We start from the raw sequence: 17,729 nt of genomic DNA, 5'->3' as shown, positions 1-17,729 counted from the left end.
GTGCCGTTTCACTTGGAGACTTCTGATGGAGCCGCCAGGCCGGTTACGGACAATCACCCGGTGAACAGCTGTGTGGCTTTTTGCACCAGTTCGTACACCCCGTAGGCGAGCGGCAGCCCGACCCACAGCCAGGAGAAGGCGATCAGGCCGCGCCGCTCAGGCGCGCTCCTTGCGGTCTGCGGCGGCGGTGTCGATGTCATCTGCGGACTCCCTGGGGGCGGGGACTACGTGGTGGCGGGCGTGCACGGGACGTACCAGTTCATTGGCGACGAAGCCGATGACGAGCAGCCCGATCATGATCATGAGCGAGAGGCCGTACAGATTGGCGCCGTGCTTGCCCGCGCTCTCCTGGCTGTCGGCGACCCAGTTGACGATGAGCGGGCCGAGGACGCCCGCGGTGGACCAGGCGGTGAGCAGCCGGCCGTGGATGGCGCCGACCTCGTAGGTGCCGAAGAGGTCCTTCAGGTACGCGGGGATGGTCGCGAAGCCGCCCCCGTAGAAGGAGAGGATCACCAGGGCGCACAGCACGAAGAGGGGCTTCGAGGAGTCGCCCCACAGGACGATGAACAGGTACATCAGGGCGCCCACGCCGAGGTAGACGCGGTAGATGTTCTTGCGGCCGATCAGGTCGGAGGTCGAGGACCAGCCGATGCGGCCCGCCATGTTCGCGGCGGAGAGCAGCGCCACGAAGCCCGCGGCCGCCGACACGGACACCGGGGTGCTGGTGTCGGCGAAGAAGTCCGTGATCATCGGCGCGGCCTTCTCCAGGATGCCGATGCCCGCGGTCACGTTCATGGTCAGGACGATCCACAGGCACCAGAACTGGGGGGTGCGGATCGCCTGCTTCGCGGAGACCTGGGGGCCCGTGAGGGCCGCCTCCGGGGCGCTCTCGCCCTGCTGCGTCTGCCGCGTCCGCGGTCCCGGGACCCGGATCAGGAGCACGCCGAGCGTCATGAACACCGCGTACGCGAGCCCGTGCACCAGGAACGCGAGCGCGATGCCGCCGCTGTCCGCGCCGAAGGACTCCAGCATCTGGGCGCTCCACGGGGAGGCGATGAGCGCGCCGCCGCCGAAGCCCATGATCGCGATGCCGGTGGCCATGCCGGGCCGGTCGGGGAACCACTTGATCAGCGTGGAGACGGGAGAGATGTAGCCGATGCCCAGGCCGATGCCGCCGACGAAGCCGTAGCCGAACACGATCAGCCAGTACTGCTCGGTGGCCGCACCCAGCGAGGAGAGCAGGAAGCCGGAGGAGAAGCAGATCAGCGCGACGGTCATGGCCCAGCGCGGCCCGTTGCGCTCGACGAGCGTGCCGCCGAAGGCGGCCGACAGGCCGAGCATCACGATGCCGAGCTGGAACGGCAGCGCGCTCTGCGTGCCGCTCAGCCCCAGCGCCGACTCCAGGGGCGGCTTGAAGACGCTCCAGGCGTAGGCCTGGCCGATGGAGAGATGGACGGCGAGCGCGGCCGGGGGTACGAGCCAGCGGCTCCAGCCGGCCGGTGCGACGGGGGGCTTCATGATCCCGAACGGTAGGCAGTCGCGAGGGAGTTGGGAACCCCCTTTGCGCAGCCCTTGTCGACGAACCCGGCGACTTCCATACTGTAGGCAATATCCCGTCGAGTGGCGGCAGGCCGACCGGTGGCATGTCGAGTGGGGCATGCCGGTAGCGGCTCGGAGGTCGGCCGCGACCGGCCGCTCCCGTGCAGGACAATGGGAATCCGCGCACACCGGCCACCACCACCAGCAGCGATGAGGACGTATCGGGACATGGGACGAGTCACGGAACGACGCAAGGTGCTCCGGATAAGGGACGGCCAGGTCTCCACGCGGCCCGACACCCTCGTCGCCGAGGAACCGCTGGAGATCCGGCTGAACGGCAAGCCGCTCGCCATCACCATGCGCACCCCCGGCGACGACTTCCCGCTCGCGGCCGGCTTCCTGGTCAGCGAGGGCGTCCTGGCCACGGGCGACGACCTGCAGAACATCGTGTACTGCGCGGGCGCCACGGAGGACGGCAGCAACACCTACAACGTGGTCGACGTCCGCACCACACCCGGCGTCGAACTGCCCGACATCACCCTGGAGCGCAACGTCTACACGACCTCGTCCTGCGGCCTGTGCGGCAAGGCGAGCCTCGACGCGGTGCGCACCACGGCCCGCTTCCCGATCTCCGACACTCCCCCGGTCCGGCTGACGCCCGAGCTGCTCGCCTCGCTCCCCGACCGGCTGCGCGAGGCCCAGCGCGTCTTCGACCGGACCGGGGGCCTGCACGCGGCGGCGCTCTTCGACGAAGAGGGCAAGCTCGTCGACATCCGGGAGGACGTGGGGCGGCACAACGCGGTCGACAAGCTGGTCGGCCGCGCCCTGCAGAACGGGGAGCTGCCGCTGTCCCGCTCGATCCTGATGGTCTCGGGCCGCGCCTCGTTCGAGCTGGCGCAGAAGGCCGTGATGGCGGGCATCCCCGCACTCGCGGCGGTCTCGGCGCCCTCCTCCCTCGCGGTGGACCTCGCGGCCGAGACGGGCCTGACCCTGGTCGGCTTCCTGCGGGGCAACTCCATGAACGTGTACGCGGGCGAGGCCCGGATCGCCCTGGAGGCCCCGGTCGCGAAGGGCTGACCGGGCCCCGCGCCGTCAGCTCCCGGCGGCGGGAATCCCGGCCACCCGCCGCAGCATCTCCATGAACCGCTCGCGCTCCTCCGCCGACAGCGGCGCGAGAAGCTCGTCGTTCGCGGCGCGCGCCGCCGCCGCGCAGGTGTCGACCAAGCGGTCACCCTCCGCCGTGACCGTGACCGCGTTCTTGCGCCGGTCCCTGGGGTCGGGCGTGCGCTCGACGAGGCCCGCGGCCTCCAGGTCGTTGAGCACACCGACCATGTCCTTGGGGTCCAGCCCGACGCCGCGCACGAGATCGGCCTGCGCGACGGGCCCCCAGTCCGACACGGCACTGAGCACCACGTGGTGCCACATCCGCAGCCCCTGCTCGGCGAGCGCGTCGGCGACGAGCGCGCGCCCGCGCGCCGCGGCCCGCCCCAGCAGCCAGCTCGGCAGATCACGGATGACGCCGGGGGCGGTGGGCGGCATGCTCGGTGCGCTCATGCGGCCACCGTACCGAATAAACGTTGGACCTCCCAATGAAATCCGAGTACCGTCCGGCCCTGGTCGTTGGGAGCCCCAACGACCAGCCAGACGACCGCACACGGAGGGGGTCACGTCCATGCGTCGTGTCCGGTACGAGCACAGCGGCGGGCCCGAGGTCCTGTTCCTGGAGGAGGTTCCCGTTCCCGAGCCGGGGCCCGGGGAGCTCCTCGTGCGCGCCGAGGCGGTGGGGGTCACGCTGCCCGTCGTCCGCAAGGTCCGCGAGGCGCGCGAGCCGATCGCGCTCGGGGGCGAGATCGCGGGCGAGGTGCTCGCGCTCGGCGCGGGCGTGACGGGGTACGCCGTCGGGGACCGGGTCACCGGCCTGGTCTTCGGCCACGGCTACGCCGACTGCGCGCTGCTGCACACCGCGATGGCCTCCCCGGTGCCGGCCGGGGCGAGCGCGGTCGACGCGGTGGCACTGGTGCGCAGCGGGCTCGTCGCGTACGGGGCGCTGCACGCCGCGCGGCCCGAGCCGGGCGAGGCCGCCCTGGTGACCGCGGCGGCGAGCGGGGTGGGCCATCTGGCCCTGCAATTGGCCGGCTTGAGGGGCGCGCGGCGGACGACGGCCGCGGTCTCCGACGCGGGCAAGGCCGACTTCGTGCGCGCGCTCGGGGCCGACGAGGTGGTGACCTACGACGCCGGGTCCTGGGGCGAGCCCGTCGACTACGTGCTCGACGCGGTCGGCGGCGCGCTGCTCAAGCCCGCCGTCGCCGCGCTCGCCCCGCACGGCCGGGTCGTGGCGTACAGCTCGGGCGGCGGCACCGTGGAGGCGTACGACCTGCTCGTGGGCGCGAAATCGGTGATCGGTTTCCAGATGGGGCTGATCGCGCGCGGGCAGCCGCGGACGTACGAGCGGTGGCGCACCGAGCTGTGGGAGCTGTTTCTGACGGGCGCTCTGAAGCCGATGGTCCACGGGGTGTTCGCCCTGGAGGACGCGTCGGCGGCGCATGCCGCGATCGAGGCGCGAGTCAACACCGGGAAGGTCGTGCTCGTGCCCTGACGCGCGGTCGGCGCGCTTCTTGTGAGGCGCCGGGAGGCCCGCGTAGCGTCTGTGGCGCACACATTGGACGTAGGACGTCGGATGTCCGGGCAGCCGGACGACCCGAAGGGTGGGCCGCGCCATGCACAGAAGATCCGTCCGTACCGGTCCGAGATCCCTGGTGGTGGCCGCGATCGCGGTCGCCGCCGCGCTTCCCGTGCCGGCCTCCGCGCAGGCCGCGTCGAAGCCTCAACCCCCTTTTGAGCAGCGGGTGTTGTTCAAGGCGTCACAGGACCCCGGGTACGCCTGCTACCGGATCCCGTCCGTCGTGCGGACGGTGCGCGGCACGCTCCTCGCCTTCGCCGAGGGGCGCAGGAACGACTGTTCCGACGCGGGCGACATAGACATCGTCGTCAAGCGGTCCGAGGACGGCGGGCGCACCTGGTCGCCGCTCCAGGTCGTCAACGAGGGCGCGGGTGACACCCACGGCAACCCCTCGCCCGTCGTGGACCGCAGGACGGGCCGCATCCTGCTGGCGGAGACGTACAACACGGGCCGCACGGACGGCAAGAACTGCGACATACCGTGCGACCGCACTCCGCACATGCAGCACAGCGACGACGACGGCCGCACCTGGTCGCGGCCGCGCGACCTGAGCGACGAGCTGCTGCCCGACGACTTCAACTCCTGGTACGCGACGGGCCCCTCGCACGGCATCCAGCTGACGCGGGGGCGGCATCGCGGCCGCCTTGTGTTCGCCGTCAACGCCGAGACGTGGAACGGCAGCCGGATCACCGCGAACCACGCCGCCCTCATGGTCAGCGACGACGGCGGCGACCACTGGCGCGTCGGCGCGAAGGACTCCTGGCCGATCGCCGAGGACGGCACGTTCCGGCAGAAGCCCTCCGAGATGGCGCTCGCGGAGCTGCCCGACGGCACGATCCACATCAGCGGGCGCGAGCAGGACGGCGCCGACCTCGGGCACCGCACCCAGACCGTCAGTCGGGACGGCGGAGACCACTTCGACCGTCCCTTCACCGCGCTCCCGGACCTCTACGCGCCGCAGGTCCAGGGGTCGACCCTGCCCGTCGGCAAGGGCGGCGACCGGCTGCTGCTCGCCTGCCCCGGCGACCCCGACCGGCGACGGACCATGATGATCCGCTCCTCGTACGACGGCGGGCGCACCTGGGAGAGCTACGACCGGGGCACCGTCGTGACCACGGACTGGTCGGGCTACTCGGACCTGGTGCAGGCCGATCGCGGGCACGTGGGGCTGCTGTACGAGGGCGGGGCCGTGGACGCCCGCGACGAGATCCGCTTCGCCCGGTTCACCCTCGACTGGCTGAAGGACCGGCGCGGCCCCGACCCGACGACGCAGGACCGGGTCCCGGGCGCCCGCGACGCGGCCGTGCTCGGCGGGCCCGCCGAAACGGACGGACCGAGCGGCGGGGCACTCTCCTTCGACGGCACGGACGACGCCGTGCGCCTGCCGTACGGCGACCGACTGCGGCTCGGCACAAGGGAGTTCACCGCCTCCCTTTGGTTCCGCTACAGCGCTACGAGCGGTGAGCAGCCGCTGCTCTCCCTCGGCGGCACGGGGGCCTCGCAGCCGCAGGTGACGCTGCGCGCCGAACCCGCGTCGAACCGCATCACCGGGCTGATCACCGTACGGGACGGGGCCGCGGCCCCCGGAACGGTGACGGTGCGGTCGGCCTCCGCGTACAACGACGGGAACTGGCACCGGCTCCAACTCCGGCGAGGGGATGGCCGGTTGACCCTCTCCGTCGACGGCGAGGAGGTCGGTACCGCCGCCGACGCGCCCGGATCCGTGAGCCGGAACGCGCCGTTCGGCGTGCACATCGGGCAGCGCATGGACAGCCGGGCGTACTTCACGGGCGCCCTCACCGACGTCCGCGTCACCTCGGGCGGCGAGGACGTGCTGTGGCTGCCGCTCGACCGGGTGCGGGGCGGCTGACCTCAGGCCGCCTCCCGCCAGTCCGCCGCGATCCGGTCGGCCTGGGTGCGCACGGCCGCCACCAGGTCGTGCGCACCCCGCCTGCGGGGCGGGCCGACGGTCGCGGCGGAGATGCGGCGGGCCAGGCGCGCGCCGTCGACGGGGCGTACGACGATGTCGGCGCGCGGCGAGTTCAGGGCGAGCCGGGGCACGAGGGCGACGCCCGCGCCCGCGGCGACGTGGCCCTGGATGACGCCGTAGTCGTCGGAGCGCAGCGCGGTCAGCGGTCGGTAGCCCGCCTCCCCGCAGGCCCGGTCGAGCTGGCGGTCGCAGGGGTCCCAGGCGGTGGTGCCGACGATCCACGGCTCCTCGCGCAGCGCCCCGAGCGGCACCCGGTCGAGCCGCGCGCAGGGGTGGTCAGGGGGCAGCACGAGGTCGAGCGGGTCGTCGAGGACGGGCTGCAGCGTGATGCCGTCGTCGAGGGTGAGCGGGTCGTCGGGCTGGGTGAAGACGAGGGCGACGTGCAGCTCGTCGTGGCGCAACAGGTCGAGCAGCGCCGGGAGTTCCCCCTCCGTCAGGTCGAAGGTGACACCCTGCTCGGCGATCTGGCGGACCGCGCGGGGCAGCAGCAGCGCGCTCGCGGTCGGGAACGCGCCGACCCGCAGCACCGTCTCGGAGCCGCCGAGCAGCGTCCGCACCTCGTCCTCGGCCCTGCCGAGCCGCCGCACCACCGCGTCCGCGTGCGGCAGCAGGGTGCGGCCGACCTCGGTGAGCGTGGCGCCGCGCGGCCCGCGCTCGACGAGCCGGGCCCCGAAGTGCCCCTCCAGCGTGGCCAGATGGTGGGTGACGGTGGGCTGGCTGTAGTGCAGCGAGCGCGCGGCACCGGCGAGCGATCCTTCTTGGGCGATCGCACGCAGGACGTAAAGGTGACGAAGATCCAACACCGCCACAGGTTATTGATGAAATCTGCCCCCTTACAAGAAATTCTTCTGTTCTCTTGATCGTTCCCGGCTGCCAGGGTCTGCGGCGTGACACGAGAACTGGCTTACGACCCCGAAGACCACGGCCGGGCGCCCTACGCCGCCGCCGTCCGCGCGAGCGCGGCGGACGACTGGCTGCGGCTGAACGTGCCGGGCCACTCCGCACAGCCGGAGCGCTTCCCCCGGCTCGCGGAGACCTTCGGCGCGGACGTGCTGCGGATGGACTTCCCGCCGCTGCTCGAAGGGCTCGACCTCGGGCCCGCGCCGACGCCCATGGACGAGGCGCTCGCCCTGGCCGCCGACGCCTGGGGCGCCGCGCGGACCTGGTTCCTGACCAACGGCGCCTCGCAGGGCAACCGGATCGCGGGGCTCGTGGCGCGCTCCCTCGGCGAGACGCTGGTGGTGCAGCGCAGTGTCCACTCCAGCGTCGTCGACTCCCTCGTCCTGTCGGGGATGCGGGCGCACTTCGTGCAGCCGTCGGTGGACCACGGACTGGGCATCGCGCACGGGGTGACGGCGGCCGACCTGGAGCGGGCGCTCGCCGAGGCGCCGGGCGCGGCCGCCGCGTACGTGGTGACGCCCAGCTACTTCGGCGCCGTCGCCGATGTGCGGGCGCTCGCGGACGTGGCGCACGCCGCCGGGGTGCCGCTGATCGTCGACGAGGCGTGGGGCAGCCACTTCGGCTTCCACCCCGCCGTACCGGCGAACGCCCTGTCGCTCGGCGCCGACCTCGTCGTCTCCAGCACGCACAAACTGGCGGGCAGCCTGACGCAGGCGGCGATGCTGCACCTGGGCGACGGGCCGTTCCGCGCCACGCTGGAGCCGCTGGTGCAGCGGGTGTTCCACCTGACGCAGTCCACCAGCGCCTCCGCGCTGCTGCTCGCGTCGCTCGACCTCGCCCGGCAGTCCCTCGCCGCCGAGCCGGGGCGGGTCCTGGAGTCCGTGGAGTGCGCCGACAAGATCCGTGACCGGATCCGGGCGGAGGGCCGCTTCCCCGTGGTCAGCGACGCGTTCACCGGGGCCTTCCCCGATGTCGTCGGCGTGGACCCGCTGCGGATCGCCATCGGCACCCGCGCGGGCGGCGTTCCGGGGCACGAGGCGCGCCGCAGGCTGCTGCGCGAGCACCGCGTCCACGTCGAGGTCGCCACCGCCTCCGCGATCGTCGCGGTCGTCGGCGCGGGCAGCGCGCCGGACGCGGAACGCTTCGTGGACGCGCTGCACGCGCTTCCTGAAATCGCGGGCCCCGCCCGCGAGTTGACTGCTCTACGACTGCCGTCCCCCGGCCCCGTCCGCACCACCGTGCGCGAGGCGTTCCTTGGCCCGAGCCGGCTCGTGCCCGCCGCCGAAGCGGTCGGCCGGGTCTCGGCCGACACCCTGGCCGCGTACCCGCCGGGCATCCCGAACGTGCTGCCCGGCGAGGTGCTCACCGCCGAGCACGTCGCCTTCTTCCAGGAGACGGCGCGGGCCCCCGGCGGCCATGTGCGCGGGGCTCCCGACCCGGCCGTGACCACCCTCCGCGTCACCGACTGACCCACCCCTCCCACCGAGCCCAAGGATGTGCCCGTGGAACCGGACCGACCACCTCTGCTCACCGTTGCCCTTCGCAAGAAGCCGGTGGCGGACCTGCTTGCCGAGAGCGGCGAGAGCGGCGGCACCGATCCCGCCGAGGGCGGCGCCCAGCTCCAACGCTCCATCGGCCTGTGGCAGTTGGCCGCGCTCGGCATCAGCTGCACCGTAGGCACCGGCATCTTCTTCGTGCTCACCACCTCGGTGCCGCAGGCAGGGCCGGCCGTGCTGCTCTCGTTCGTGGTCGTCGCGATTGCCGCGGGCCTGACGGCGCTGTGCTACTGCGAGTTGGCGTCCGCGATCCCGGTCTCCGGGTCCTCGTACTCCTACGCGTACGCGACGCTCGGCGAGGGCGTCGCCTTCGCGGTCGGCGCGTGTCTGCTCCTGGAGTACGGGGTCGCGGCCTCGGCGACCGCCGTCAGCTGGGGCGAGTACCTGAACCTGTTCACGGACCTGCTGTTCGGCGTGCGGCTGCCGAGCGCCCTGTCGGCGGCGCCCGGCAGCGGTGGCCTGATCAATCTGCCGGCCGTGGTCCTGGTCGGCCTGTGCTGTCTGCTCCTGGTGCGCGGGGCGCGCGAGTCGGCGGTCGTGAACGCGGTGATGGTGGCCGTGAAGGTGCTCGTCCTGCTGCTGTTCGTGGGGGTGGCGCTGACCGGGTTCGAGGCGGACCGGCTGCATCCGTTCCTGCCGCTGGGGATCGCCGGGGTCGGCACGGCGGCGTCCGGGATCTTCTTCTCGTTCATCGGGCTCGACGCGATCTCCACGGCGGGCGAGGAGGTGCGCGATCCGCGGCGCACGGTGCCGCTGGCGCTGCTGCTCTCGCTCGGCGTGGTCACCGCGCTGTACCTGGCGGTCGCGGTGACCGCGCTCGGTGCGCAGTCGTGGACCTCGTTCAGCGGGCAGGAGGCGGGGCTCGCGCAGATCCTGGAGCACGTCACCGGGGAGCACTGGCCGGCGCTGGTGTTCGCGGGCGGTGCGGTGGTCTCCATCTTCAGCGTCACGCTCGTGTCCATCTACGGGCAGACCCGCATCCTGTACTCGATGGGGCGTGACGGGTTGCTGCCGCCGTTGTTCGCGAAGGTGTCGGCGCGGACGAGGACGCCCGTGCGGAACACGGTCGTGGTGTGTGCGGGTATCACTTTGCTCGCCGCGTTCGTGCCGCTCGACGTGCTCGCCGATCTGACCAGTATGGGAACGCTTGTGGCGTTCGCCGTGGTGTCGGTGGGGGTGATGGTGCTGCGGCGCACGCAGCCGGCGCTGCCGAGGGGGTTTCGGGTGCCGGGGTATCCGGTGACGCCGGTGTTGAGTCTGGCGGCGTGTGCGTATCTGTTGTACGGGCTGCATGTGTCGACGTATGTGTTGTTCGCGGTGTGGTTGGCGGGGGCGGCGGTTCTGTATCTCCGGTATGGGCGGCATCATTCCCGCCTGGCCGGCACGCCCCGTTTCACCCAGCCGCTGCCCACGCCACGGGGCTCCGCCCCGGACCCCGCTCCTCAATCGCCGGAGGGGCTTGATTTTGCGCACCCGCCGTCGAGGCTTGATGGAGCCGACTGAGCCTAGGGCAATAGCCGTCCCCCACCCATCTCCCACCCCCCGCCCCCTCCGGGGGCGTCGGCCTCGCGGGGGAGCGCACCCCGCGAGGGTCGATCTGCCGCCGAACCGGCTCGCGCCCGGGCGATGGGCCGCCACCGCCTTGGGCAATCTGCCGCCTGGGGCGGCAGGGTGGGCAAGGCGGCCCCCGGCGCGGGCAGCGCCGTCGGCAGGGGCCAGCCCCGGGAGCCGTGGCCGACGCCGCGGGGCTCTGCCCCGGGCCCCGCTGCTCAATCGCCGCAGGGGCTCCAATGATCGGGAGGCATCCGCCCCGTGGACCAACTGCGCCCCGCCCACTAACGTCGCCTCGCGTGCGGAATCGGCGGGAGCGGGTGGTGGTGCGGCGGACGCTGTTCGTGCTGCTTGCCGCTCTCCTCCTCGTACTCATCACGCTCGTCGCCCTCCCCGGCCGGGAGGGCGACGCGCGTTGTGGGCCGCGCGAGGTCACCTCGTGGGCCGCGGAGAATCGGCTCACCGGCGCGTTCGCCCGGTACGGCGACGACGCCGCGCGCACCGACGACTGGACCGGCGGCGACGGGACGCACTCCGTGCGGCTGCCGGACGGGCGGGTGCTGTGGCTGTTCTCCGACACGTTCCTCGGCGCCGTGAACCAGCCCCCGAATCCGGCCGGGCAGCCCCACCCCTGGCGCACCGCGGACGCGCCCTTCGTCCGCAACTCCGCCGTGGTGACCGACCGTTCCGGCGCCCTCGACCGCACGCTCACCGCTCCCCTGTTCCCGGACACCGCCGCGGGCGAATGGCGCTGGCCGGTCGCCGCGCGCGTCGAGGAGAGCGGCGGCAAGCAGGTCGTACGGGTGCTGCTGTGGACGCGGGCCCAGGGCACGGGTCCGTACGTCTTCGGGGTGCCGAACGCGACCGAGGTCGCCACCCTGTCGCTGCCCGACCTGCGGCTCGAAGGCATCACGCAGGTCCTCGACCAGCGGCAGGTGGAGGATCCGGCGCGGCGCGTGCTCTACGGGACGACCGCGGTGGACCACCAGGGCTGGACCTATGTGTTCGGCGCCGACGACGGGCAGCGGGCGACGCATCGCGCCTACGTGGCGCGGGTCCCGGCCGGCCGGCTCGGTGACGTACGGGCGTGGCGGTACTGGGACGGGAATCGGTGGGGCACGCACGCCGCGCCGGTCCTGGGCGGCGACGGGCGCCGCGGCGTGGGCACCGCCTTCACGGTGGTGCGGGACGGCGGCACGTACGTCCTGCTCACCACGGCGGCGGGCGCGGCGGGGCTGACGAAGGTCACCTCGTACTGGGCCTGTTCGCCGACGGGCCCCTGGCACGGCCCGGCTAAGGCCTTCACGCCTCCGCTCCCCCGCGACGCGGCGTCGCCGTCGCGGGCCGCCGCGTACAACCCGCAGGCGCACCCGGCACTGTCCGGCGGCGGGAAGCTCGTCCTGAGCTATGACGTGAACTGGCTGGACGCCGCGCCCGCCGCCGCGCAGGCGGAGCTCAGCCGGAACGTGTCGCTGTACCGACCGCGGTTCGTGTCTCTTCGGCTGGGGCCTCCAGCGGCTCGCTGAACTCCGGCTCCTCGGGATCCCGGGAGCGGCGCTTGGCGATGACCGCGCACACCATCAACTGCATCTGGTGGAAGAGCATCAGCGGCAGCACCGCCAGCGAGGCGTGCGCGCCGAACAACACGCTCGCCATGGGGAGACCCGAGGCGAGGGACTTCTTCGAGCCCGCGAACTGGATGGCGACGCGGTCGGCTCGGTTGAAGCCGAGCGCCTTCGCCCCGTACCAGGTCACCGCCAGCATGATCGCGAGCAGCACCGCCTCGACGGCCAGGAGCCCGGCGAGCCGGACCGCGCTGACCTGGTGCCAGATGCCCTGGACCATGCCCTCGCTGAACGCGGTGTAGACGACGAGCAGGATCGACCCGCGGTCGACGTAGCCGAGGATCTTCTTGTGCCGGGCGATGAAGCCGCCGACCCACCGGCGCAGCAACTGGCCCGCGAGGAACGGCACCAGGAGCTGCAGCACGATCTTCACGAGCGAGTCGGCGGAGAAGCCGCCGCCGCTGTTGCCGAGCAGCGCCGCCGCGAGCAGCGGCGTGAGCACGATGCCGGCGAGCGAGGAGAAGGAGCCCGCGCAGATCGCCGCCGGGACGTTGCCGCGCGCGATCGAGGTGAACGCGATCGACGACTGGATGGTGGAGGGGACCAGCGTGAGGAAGAGGAGGCCCTCGAAGAGGTTCTGCGGGAGCAGGACCGGCACCAGGCCGCGGGCCGCGAGGCCCAGCAGCGGGAACACGACGAACGTACAGGCGAGGACGGTCACGTGGAGCCGCCAGTGGCGCAGCCCGTCCATCGCCTCACGGGTCGAAAGGCGCGCCCCGTAGAGGAAGAAGAGGAAGGCGACGGCCGCGGTCGAGGCGCCGGACGCGACATCGGCGGCGGCCCCTCGGGCCGGGAGCAGTGCGGCGAGGCCCACTGTCGCGATCAACGCCAGGATGTACGGGTCGATCGGCATCCAGCTCGGCCAGGTCAGGCGTTTCATTGGTTCCTTGCTCTCGGTACGTGTCGTGCCCTCTCCATCGTCCTCCTCAAGGTCGTGATCGGGAATCCTGCATACCGCTCTTACTGTGATCGCGTCGCGTGATGAGCGGGGGTACGGTTCCTGGCATGTACGACCCCGGACAGCTCAGGACCCTGCTCGCCGTCGCGCAGACGCTGAGCTTCACACAGGCCGCGCGACGGCTCGGCCTGCGGCAATCGACCGTGAGCCAGCATGTGCGGCGCCTGGAGGACGCGACCGGGCGCACGCTCTTCACGCGGGACACGCACTCCGTGGAGCTGACGGAGGACGGGGAGGCGATGCTCGGATTCGCCCGGAGAATTCTGGAGGTGCACGAGCAGGCGGCGTCGTTCTTCACGGGGACGCGGCTGCGCGGCCGGCTCAGGTTCGGGGCGTCGGAGGACTTCGTGGTGACCCGGCTGCCGGAGATCCTGGAGTCGTTCCGGGCCGAACACCCGGAGGTGGACCTGGAGTTGACGGTCGAGCTGTCGGGGACGCTGCATGAGCAGCTGGACGCCGGGAAGCTGGATCTGGTGCTCGCCAAGCGGCGCCCGGAGGATCCGCGCGGCGAGTCGGTGTGGCACGACCAGTTGGTGTGGATCGGCTCCGAGCGGCTCCGTATCGACCAGGACCGGCCGGTCCCGCTGATCGTCTACCCGCCGCCGGGCATCTCGCGCGCCCTCGCCCTGGAGGCGCTCGAGCGGCACGGGCGGGCGTGGCGGATCGCCTGCACGAGCGGCTCGCTGAACGGGCTCGTGGCGGCGGCCCGGGCGGGGCTCGGCGTGATGGCCCACTCGCGGGGGCTGATCCCGCCGGGGCTCGTACGGGTACCGGACCGGGTGGGCCTTCCGGAGCTGGGCGAGGTCGACTTCGTGGTGCGCAGCGCGACGCGGGAGGAGAGCGAGCCCGCGCGGGCGCTCGCGCAGGCGATCCTCGCGGGCGGGGACCGGCTGCACCGCGGTCACCGCTGAGAGCGGTGGTGGTACCGTCCCCGGAACCGACTACTCCGTCTAAAAACTCGACGGACGGCCGTCGGTGACCTCTTTGCACAGATCCAATGGAGGCCGGTGAAGAGGGCCGGGAGATTACGCTCCCGAAACTTACTCGGGCGTAAGTAATCTGCCCAGCTCCACCCGTTGTGGCCCGTTATAAACGTCTGACCTGTGCAAATTCCGCGCATCTTCCGCTCACGGAAGGCACTCCCGTAAGCGCTTCCGGTCGGGTACCGTCACCGACGCTGTGCGGAGCGCCACAAGGAGCAACTTTGCGTGAGTTCACCAACCCCCCTGTGGCGTCGGCGCCGCTGGTCGGCGGCCTGGCCGACGCCGTGTTCGATCATGCCCTGGACACACCGGGGCATATAGCCCTGGCCCGTAAGGACCGGCACGACAAGTGGCAGGACGTCACCGCTGCCCAGTTCTGCGACGAGGTGATGGCCCTGGCCAAGGGCCTGCTCGCGCAGGGCATCCGGTTCGGCGACCGGGTCGCGATCATGTCGCGCACCCGTTACGAGTGGACGCTGTTCGACTTCGCGCTGTGGACCATCGGCGCGCAGGTCGTCCCGATCTACCCGACGTCCTCGGCCGAGCAGGTCTTCTGGATGCTGTACGACTCCGAGGTGTCGGCGGCGATCGTGGAGCACGAGGACCACGCGATGACCGTCGCCACGGTCATCGGGCGGCTGCCCCATCTGCACCGGCTGTGGCAGCTCGACGGCGGCGCCGTCGACGAGATCACCGCGTCCGGCACCCACATCGACGACGAGACGGTGCACCGGCACCGCCGCGCGATCACCCCCGAGTCGACGGCCACGATCATCTACACCTCCGGCACCACGGGCCGGCCCAAGGGCTGTGTGATCTCGCACGGCAACTTCATGTACGAGGCCGACACCGTTGTCGCGTACTGGGAGCCGGTGTTCTCCTCCAAGCGCGACCGCACGCCCGCCACCCTGCTCTTCCTGCCGCTCGCCCATGTCTTCGGGCGGATGGTGGAGGTCGCGGCGGTCCGCGGCGGCGTGAAGCTGGCCCACCAGCCGGAGCTGCGGGCCTCCGCGCTCATGCCCGACCTCCAGTCGTTCAAGCCGACGTTCATCCTCGCCGTGCCGTACATCTTCGAGAAGGTGTTCAACGCGGCGCGCAGGAAGGCCGAGAACGACGGCAAGTCGGGGCCGTTCGAGAAGGCCATCGAGTGCGCCGTGAAGTACGCGGACGCGCAGGAGGCGAAGGCATTCGGCACGGGCCCCGGGCCCTCCGCCTCGCTGCGCATGCAGCACTCCGTCTTCGACAAGCTCGTCTACTCCAAGGTGCGCGCGGCGATGGGCGGCCGGGTGCGGCACGCGTTCTCCGGCGGCTCGGGCATGGACCGCAAACTCGGCCTGTTCTTCGAGGGCGCGGGCGTCTCCATCTTCGAGGGGTACGGCCTCACCGAGTCGACGGCCGCCGCGACCGCGAACCCGCCCGAGCAGACCCGCTACGGCACGGTCGGCCAGGCGATACCCGGCTCCAGCGTGCACATCGCCGACGACGGCGAGGTGTGGGTCTACGGCGGCAACATCTTCCAGGGCTACCTCAACGACCCGAAGTCCACCGACTCCTCCCTGTACGACGGCTGGCTCGCCACCGGTGACCTGGGCTCCCTCGACGAGGACGGCTATCTCACCATCACGGGCCGCAAGAAGGAGATCCTCGTGACCTCCGGCGGCAAGAGTGTCTCGCCGCAGCAGCTGGAGGAGCGGGTGCGCGACCACCCGCTGATCGCGCAGTGCCTGGTCGTCGGCAACGACCGCCCGTACATCGCCGCGCTCGTCACCCTCGACACCGAGGCCGTCGACCACTGGCTCGGCATGCGCGGCAAGCAGTCGATGTCCCCCGCCGACCTGGTGCGCGACCCGGACCTGGAGACGGAGGTGCGGCGCGCGGTGGTGGCCGCCAACACCCTGGTCTCGCAGGCCGAGTCGATCCGTACGTTCCGGATCCTCGCCCACCAGTTCACCGAGGAGCACGGCCTGCTCACCCCGTCCCTGAAGCTGAAGCGCAAGGCGATCGAGCAGGCGTACGCGGCGGAGGTCGACGCGCTGTACGGGACGCTGTGACCGTTTTCGCGCCCGTCTGACCTGCGGCCAGGGTGTCGCGTCGCGAGGGATGGAACTCGTGACGGACGACGTGGGAAGAGGCGTTTCAGTGAGTGGCGGCACGGCCCGGCGGCGCAGGAGGCTCGACTCGCTCCTGCTGCTCTGCGCGGTCGTCCTGACGGGACTGGTGGCCCTGGTGACGGCCGCGATCGGCAAGCCGGCCGAGCGCGTCGACTCCCTGTGGGCGAACGCCGTGGTCCGGGCGGACGGCGGCCTGCGGGTGACGGAGACGGTCGACTACGACTTCGCGGACGGGGACCGGCACGGCATCTACCGGCAGGTCCCGGGCACCGGGGCCGGCACCGCCACCGCCCTAAACGTCTCCATGGACGGCCGCCCCGTGCCGGTCGATGTCGAGCGCAAGCCGGACTCCGTCGACTACACCATCGGCGATCCGGATCACACGGTCACCGGCCGCCACCGCTACCGGATCGCGTACACACTGCCGGGCGTCGTGGACGGCTCCGGGCTCGACTGGAACGCCGTCGGCACCGGCTGGGACGTGCCGATCGCGCACGCCGAGGCGCACATCACGGCGCCCCGCGAGCTCCCGCACCTGCGCTGTGTGTCCGGCGACCAGGGCTCCGATACCCCGTGCGCGGAGGCCGGTTCGCCCGCGCCGGGCCGCATCGACGTCTCCGCCGACGGGCTCGCGGCCGGTCAGGCCATGACCGTCTACACGGACCAGGGCGCGCCCTTCGCGAGCCCCGCCCCGGCCGCCCTGCCGCAGCCGCCGAAGTCGTTCATGTCGCCGCCGGAAGGGTCGGAAGGGACCTCGCCGGTCGTGTTCTGGGCGGCGGCCACGGGCACAGCGCTCGTGGCCGCACTGCTCGCCACGCTCGTGATCCGCCGGGCAGGCCGCGAGCGTGTCCGTACGCCGCAGGGGACGCGCCGCCGCGACCGGCAGCGCCTCGCCGACGAGTTGGCGCCTTCGCCGGTCCCGCCGGAGGGCCTCACTCCGGCGCAGGCGGGCGTGCTGCTCGCGGGCCGGGCCCGCCGGCGGCACCGCACGGCGGCCCTGCTGCACGCGGCGGCGACCGGGCATCTGATCCTGCGCGGGCAGCCGAAGACCCCGCAGTTGTCCCGCCCCAGCCAGGCGCCGGACGCGCCCACGGACCCCATGACCGCACGGGCCCTGGACAGGATCTTCGCCCACGGCCGCAACGTCCGGCTCGGCACCTACCAGGAGAACTTCGCCGTCGGCTGGCGCCACCTGGGCCGTGACCTGCACGAGTGGCACCGCTCGGGCGGCAAGGGGCTCTGGGAGCCCGGCGGGCAGGGCCGGTGGCTGGCTTCGGTGATCGTCGGCGGCCTCGGGGTGGCCGTGGGCCTGCGGCTTGTGTGCCCCGCCGCCTGGCGGCAGACCGACCCGGGCGGCGCCTGGGCGGTGCCGCTCGTGCTCGGCTCCGCGCTCGTGGGCGCCGGGGCCGCGCTGGTCCTGCGCGCCTGGGAGCTGCGCAGGCACACGGAGCTCGGCACCCACCTGTGGTGCCGGACCGAGGCGTTCCGCCGCCACCTCGCCGAATCCCCCGCGCACCGGGACCCCGCCGAAGCGGAGGCCCTCGCGGGCTGGGCCATGGCGCTCGGCGAGGCCGAGTCGTGGACCGCGGCCGCGGACACGACCGCCGCCGTCCCGCAGCAGACCTCGCCGCTCGGAGGCGACCGCGTCCTCAGGTACTCGCCGACGCTGACGTCGGTGGCGAGCAGCAGCGCGTCCGCGCCCGCGTCCTCCGGCGGCAGCGGGGGCGGCACCTCCTTCAGCGGCGGCGGAGGGGGCGGCGGGGCCGGCGGCGGCAGCGGCGGTGGGGGCGGCGGAGGCTGGTGACGGCGGCCGCCAGAAGCCCCCTGAGGTAAACC

Annotated in this window: 14 protein-coding genes; 9 read left to right on the top strand and 5 right to left on the bottom strand. The window is 72.5% G+C overall.

The window, feature by feature from the left end; genetic code table 11:
* Positions 1-53: 53 nt before the first annotated feature.
* Positions 54-200, bottom strand: coding sequence for an MFS transporter small subunit (locus ACZ7L4_RS09800; protein ID WP_385758558.1), 147 nt, complete (start codon positions 198-200; stop codon positions 54-56).
* Positions 157-1,518, bottom strand: coding sequence for an OFA family MFS transporter (locus ACZ7L4_RS09795; protein ID WP_472101203.1), 1,362 nt, complete (start codon positions 1,516-1,518; stop codon positions 157-159). Before ACZ7L4_RS09795 ends, ACZ7L4_RS09800 begins: the two co-directional genes overlap by 44 nt.
* A 249-nt stretch (positions 1,519-1,767) precedes the next feature.
* Between ACZ7L4_RS09795 and fdhD the strand changes: the two genes are divergently transcribed.
* The gene (gene fdhD, locus ACZ7L4_RS09790; protein ID WP_472101202.1) at positions 1,768-2,616 is read left to right on the top strand and encodes a formate dehydrogenase accessory sulfurtransferase FdhD; all 849 of its coding nucleotides are present in this window, start codon (positions 1,768-1,770) and stop codon (positions 2,614-2,616) included.
* A gap of 15 nt (positions 2,617-2,631) precedes the next feature.
* Here fdhD and ACZ7L4_RS09785 read toward each other — a convergent pair whose 3' ends face one another.
* Positions 2,632-3,093, bottom strand: coding sequence for a MarR family winged helix-turn-helix transcriptional regulator (locus ACZ7L4_RS09785; RefSeq protein ID WP_472101201.1), 462 nt, complete (start codon positions 3,091-3,093; stop codon positions 2,632-2,634).
* 118 nt (positions 3,094-3,211) lie between these two features.
* Here ACZ7L4_RS09785 and ACZ7L4_RS09780 point away from each other — a divergent pair, with 118 nt between their 5' ends.
* Together ACZ7L4_RS09780 and ACZ7L4_RS09775 are read left to right on the top strand one after the other, a co-directional pair.
* Positions 3,212-4,135: a quinone oxidoreductase family protein gene (locus ACZ7L4_RS09780; protein WP_472101200.1), complete on the top strand. Its 924-nt coding sequence runs from the start codon at positions 3,212-3,214 to the stop codon at positions 4,133-4,135.
* 121 nt (positions 4,136-4,256) lie between these two features.
* Positions 4,257-6,089, top strand: a complete 1,833-nt coding sequence (locus ACZ7L4_RS09775) for an exo-alpha-sialidase (RefSeq protein ID WP_472101199.1) — start codon at positions 4,257-4,259, stop codon at positions 6,087-6,089.
* A gap of 2 nt (positions 6,090-6,091) precedes the next feature.
* On the opposite strand, the gene ACZ7L4_RS09770 is transcribed toward ACZ7L4_RS09775, so the two are convergent.
* Complete coding sequence (locus ACZ7L4_RS09770) at positions 6,092-7,012, bottom strand: LysR family transcriptional regulator (RefSeq protein ID WP_450815722.1); 921 nt, start codon at positions 7,010-7,012, stop codon at positions 6,092-6,094.
* A gap of 84 nt (positions 7,013-7,096) precedes the next feature.
* Here ACZ7L4_RS09770 and ACZ7L4_RS09765 point away from each other — a divergent pair, with 84 nt between their 5' ends.
* From ACZ7L4_RS09765 to ACZ7L4_RS09755, 3 genes are all read left to right on the top strand, one after another.
* Positions 7,097-8,578, top strand: a complete 1,482-nt coding sequence (locus ACZ7L4_RS09765) for an aminotransferase class I/II-fold pyridoxal phosphate-dependent enzyme (protein ID WP_472101198.1) — start codon at positions 7,097-7,099, stop codon at positions 8,576-8,578.
* A 33-nt stretch (positions 8,579-8,611) separates the two neighbouring features.
* Positions 8,612-10,168 carry an APC family permease gene (locus tag ACZ7L4_RS09760; protein ID WP_472101197.1) on the top strand — a complete coding sequence of 519 codons (1,557 nt, stop codon included), beginning with the start codon at positions 8,612-8,614 and terminating at the stop codon, positions 10,166-10,168.
* Positions 10,169-10,515: 347 nt separating this feature from the next.
* Entirely contained in the window at positions 10,516-11,742 is a 1,227-nt protein-coding gene (locus ACZ7L4_RS09755; protein ID WP_472101196.1) for a DUF4185 domain-containing protein, read from the top strand.
* Here the strand turns inward: ACZ7L4_RS09755 and ACZ7L4_RS09750 are convergent.
* Positions 11,672-12,721, bottom strand: a complete 1,050-nt coding sequence (locus ACZ7L4_RS09750; RefSeq protein ID WP_472101195.1) for a bile acid:sodium symporter family protein — start codon at positions 12,719-12,721, stop codon at positions 11,672-11,674. The genes ACZ7L4_RS09755 and ACZ7L4_RS09750 overlap by 71 nt on opposite strands.
* Positions 12,722-12,846: 125 nt before the next feature.
* Between ACZ7L4_RS09750 and ACZ7L4_RS09745 the strand changes: the two genes are divergently transcribed.
* The 3 genes from ACZ7L4_RS09745 (at position 12,847) to ACZ7L4_RS09735 (ending at position 17,697) form a co-directional block, all read left to right on the top strand.
* A complete protein-coding gene (locus tag ACZ7L4_RS09745) occupies positions 12,847-13,710 on the top strand; it encodes a LysR substrate-binding domain-containing protein (RefSeq protein WP_399232625.1) in 864 nt (287 codons plus the stop codon).
* A 293-nt stretch (positions 13,711-14,003) separates the two neighbouring features.
* Positions 14,004-15,833 carry an AMP-dependent synthetase/ligase gene (locus tag ACZ7L4_RS09740; protein ID WP_450815731.1) on the top strand — a complete coding sequence of 610 codons (1,830 nt, stop codon included), beginning with the start codon at positions 14,004-14,006 and terminating at the stop codon, positions 15,831-15,833.
* An 88-nt stretch (positions 15,834-15,921) separates the two neighbouring features.
* Positions 15,922-17,697 carry a DUF2207 domain-containing protein gene (locus ACZ7L4_RS09735; RefSeq protein ID WP_472101194.1) on the top strand — a complete coding sequence of 592 codons (1,776 nt, stop codon included), beginning with the start codon at positions 15,922-15,924 and terminating at the stop codon, positions 17,695-17,697.
* Positions 17,698-17,729 lie beyond the last annotated feature (32 nt).

This window comes from Streptomyces sp. NPDC107575 (assembly GCF_055657265.1).
Note: the sequence above shows the minus strand (reverse complement) of the source record. Positions and strands in the feature narration are given on the sequence as shown.

Excerpts from the sequence above, each read along its gene's own strand:
- ACZ7L4_RS09800 (WP_385758558.1), bottom strand. The coding sequence starts at position 200 with ATGACATCGACACCGCCGCCGCAGACCGCAAGGAGCGCGCCTGAGCGG.
- ACZ7L4_RS09795 (WP_472101203.1), bottom strand. The coding sequence starts at position 1,518 with ATGAAGCCCCCCGTCGCACCGGCCGGCTGGAGCCGCTGGCTCGTACCC.
- ACZ7L4_RS09780 (WP_472101200.1), top strand. The coding sequence starts at position 3,212 with ATGCGTCGTGTCCGGTACGAGCACAGCGGCGGGCCCGAGGTCCTGTTC.
- ACZ7L4_RS09745 (WP_399232625.1), top strand. The coding sequence starts at position 12,847 with ATGTACGACCCCGGACAGCTCAGGACCCTGCTCGCCGTCGCGCAGACG.
- fdhD (WP_472101202.1), top strand. The coding sequence starts at position 1,768 with ATGGGACGAGTCACGGAACGACGCAAGGTGCTCCGGATAAGGGACGGC.
- ACZ7L4_RS09750 (WP_472101195.1), bottom strand. The coding sequence starts at position 12,721 with ATGAAACGCCTGACCTGGCCGAGCTGGATGCCGATCGACCCGTACATC.
- ACZ7L4_RS09785 (WP_472101201.1), bottom strand. The coding sequence starts at position 3,093 with ATGAGCGCACCGAGCATGCCGCCCACCGCCCCCGGCGTCATCCGTGAT.
- ACZ7L4_RS09775 (WP_472101199.1), top strand. The coding sequence starts at position 4,257 with ATGCACAGAAGATCCGTCCGTACCGGTCCGAGATCCCTGGTGGTGGCC.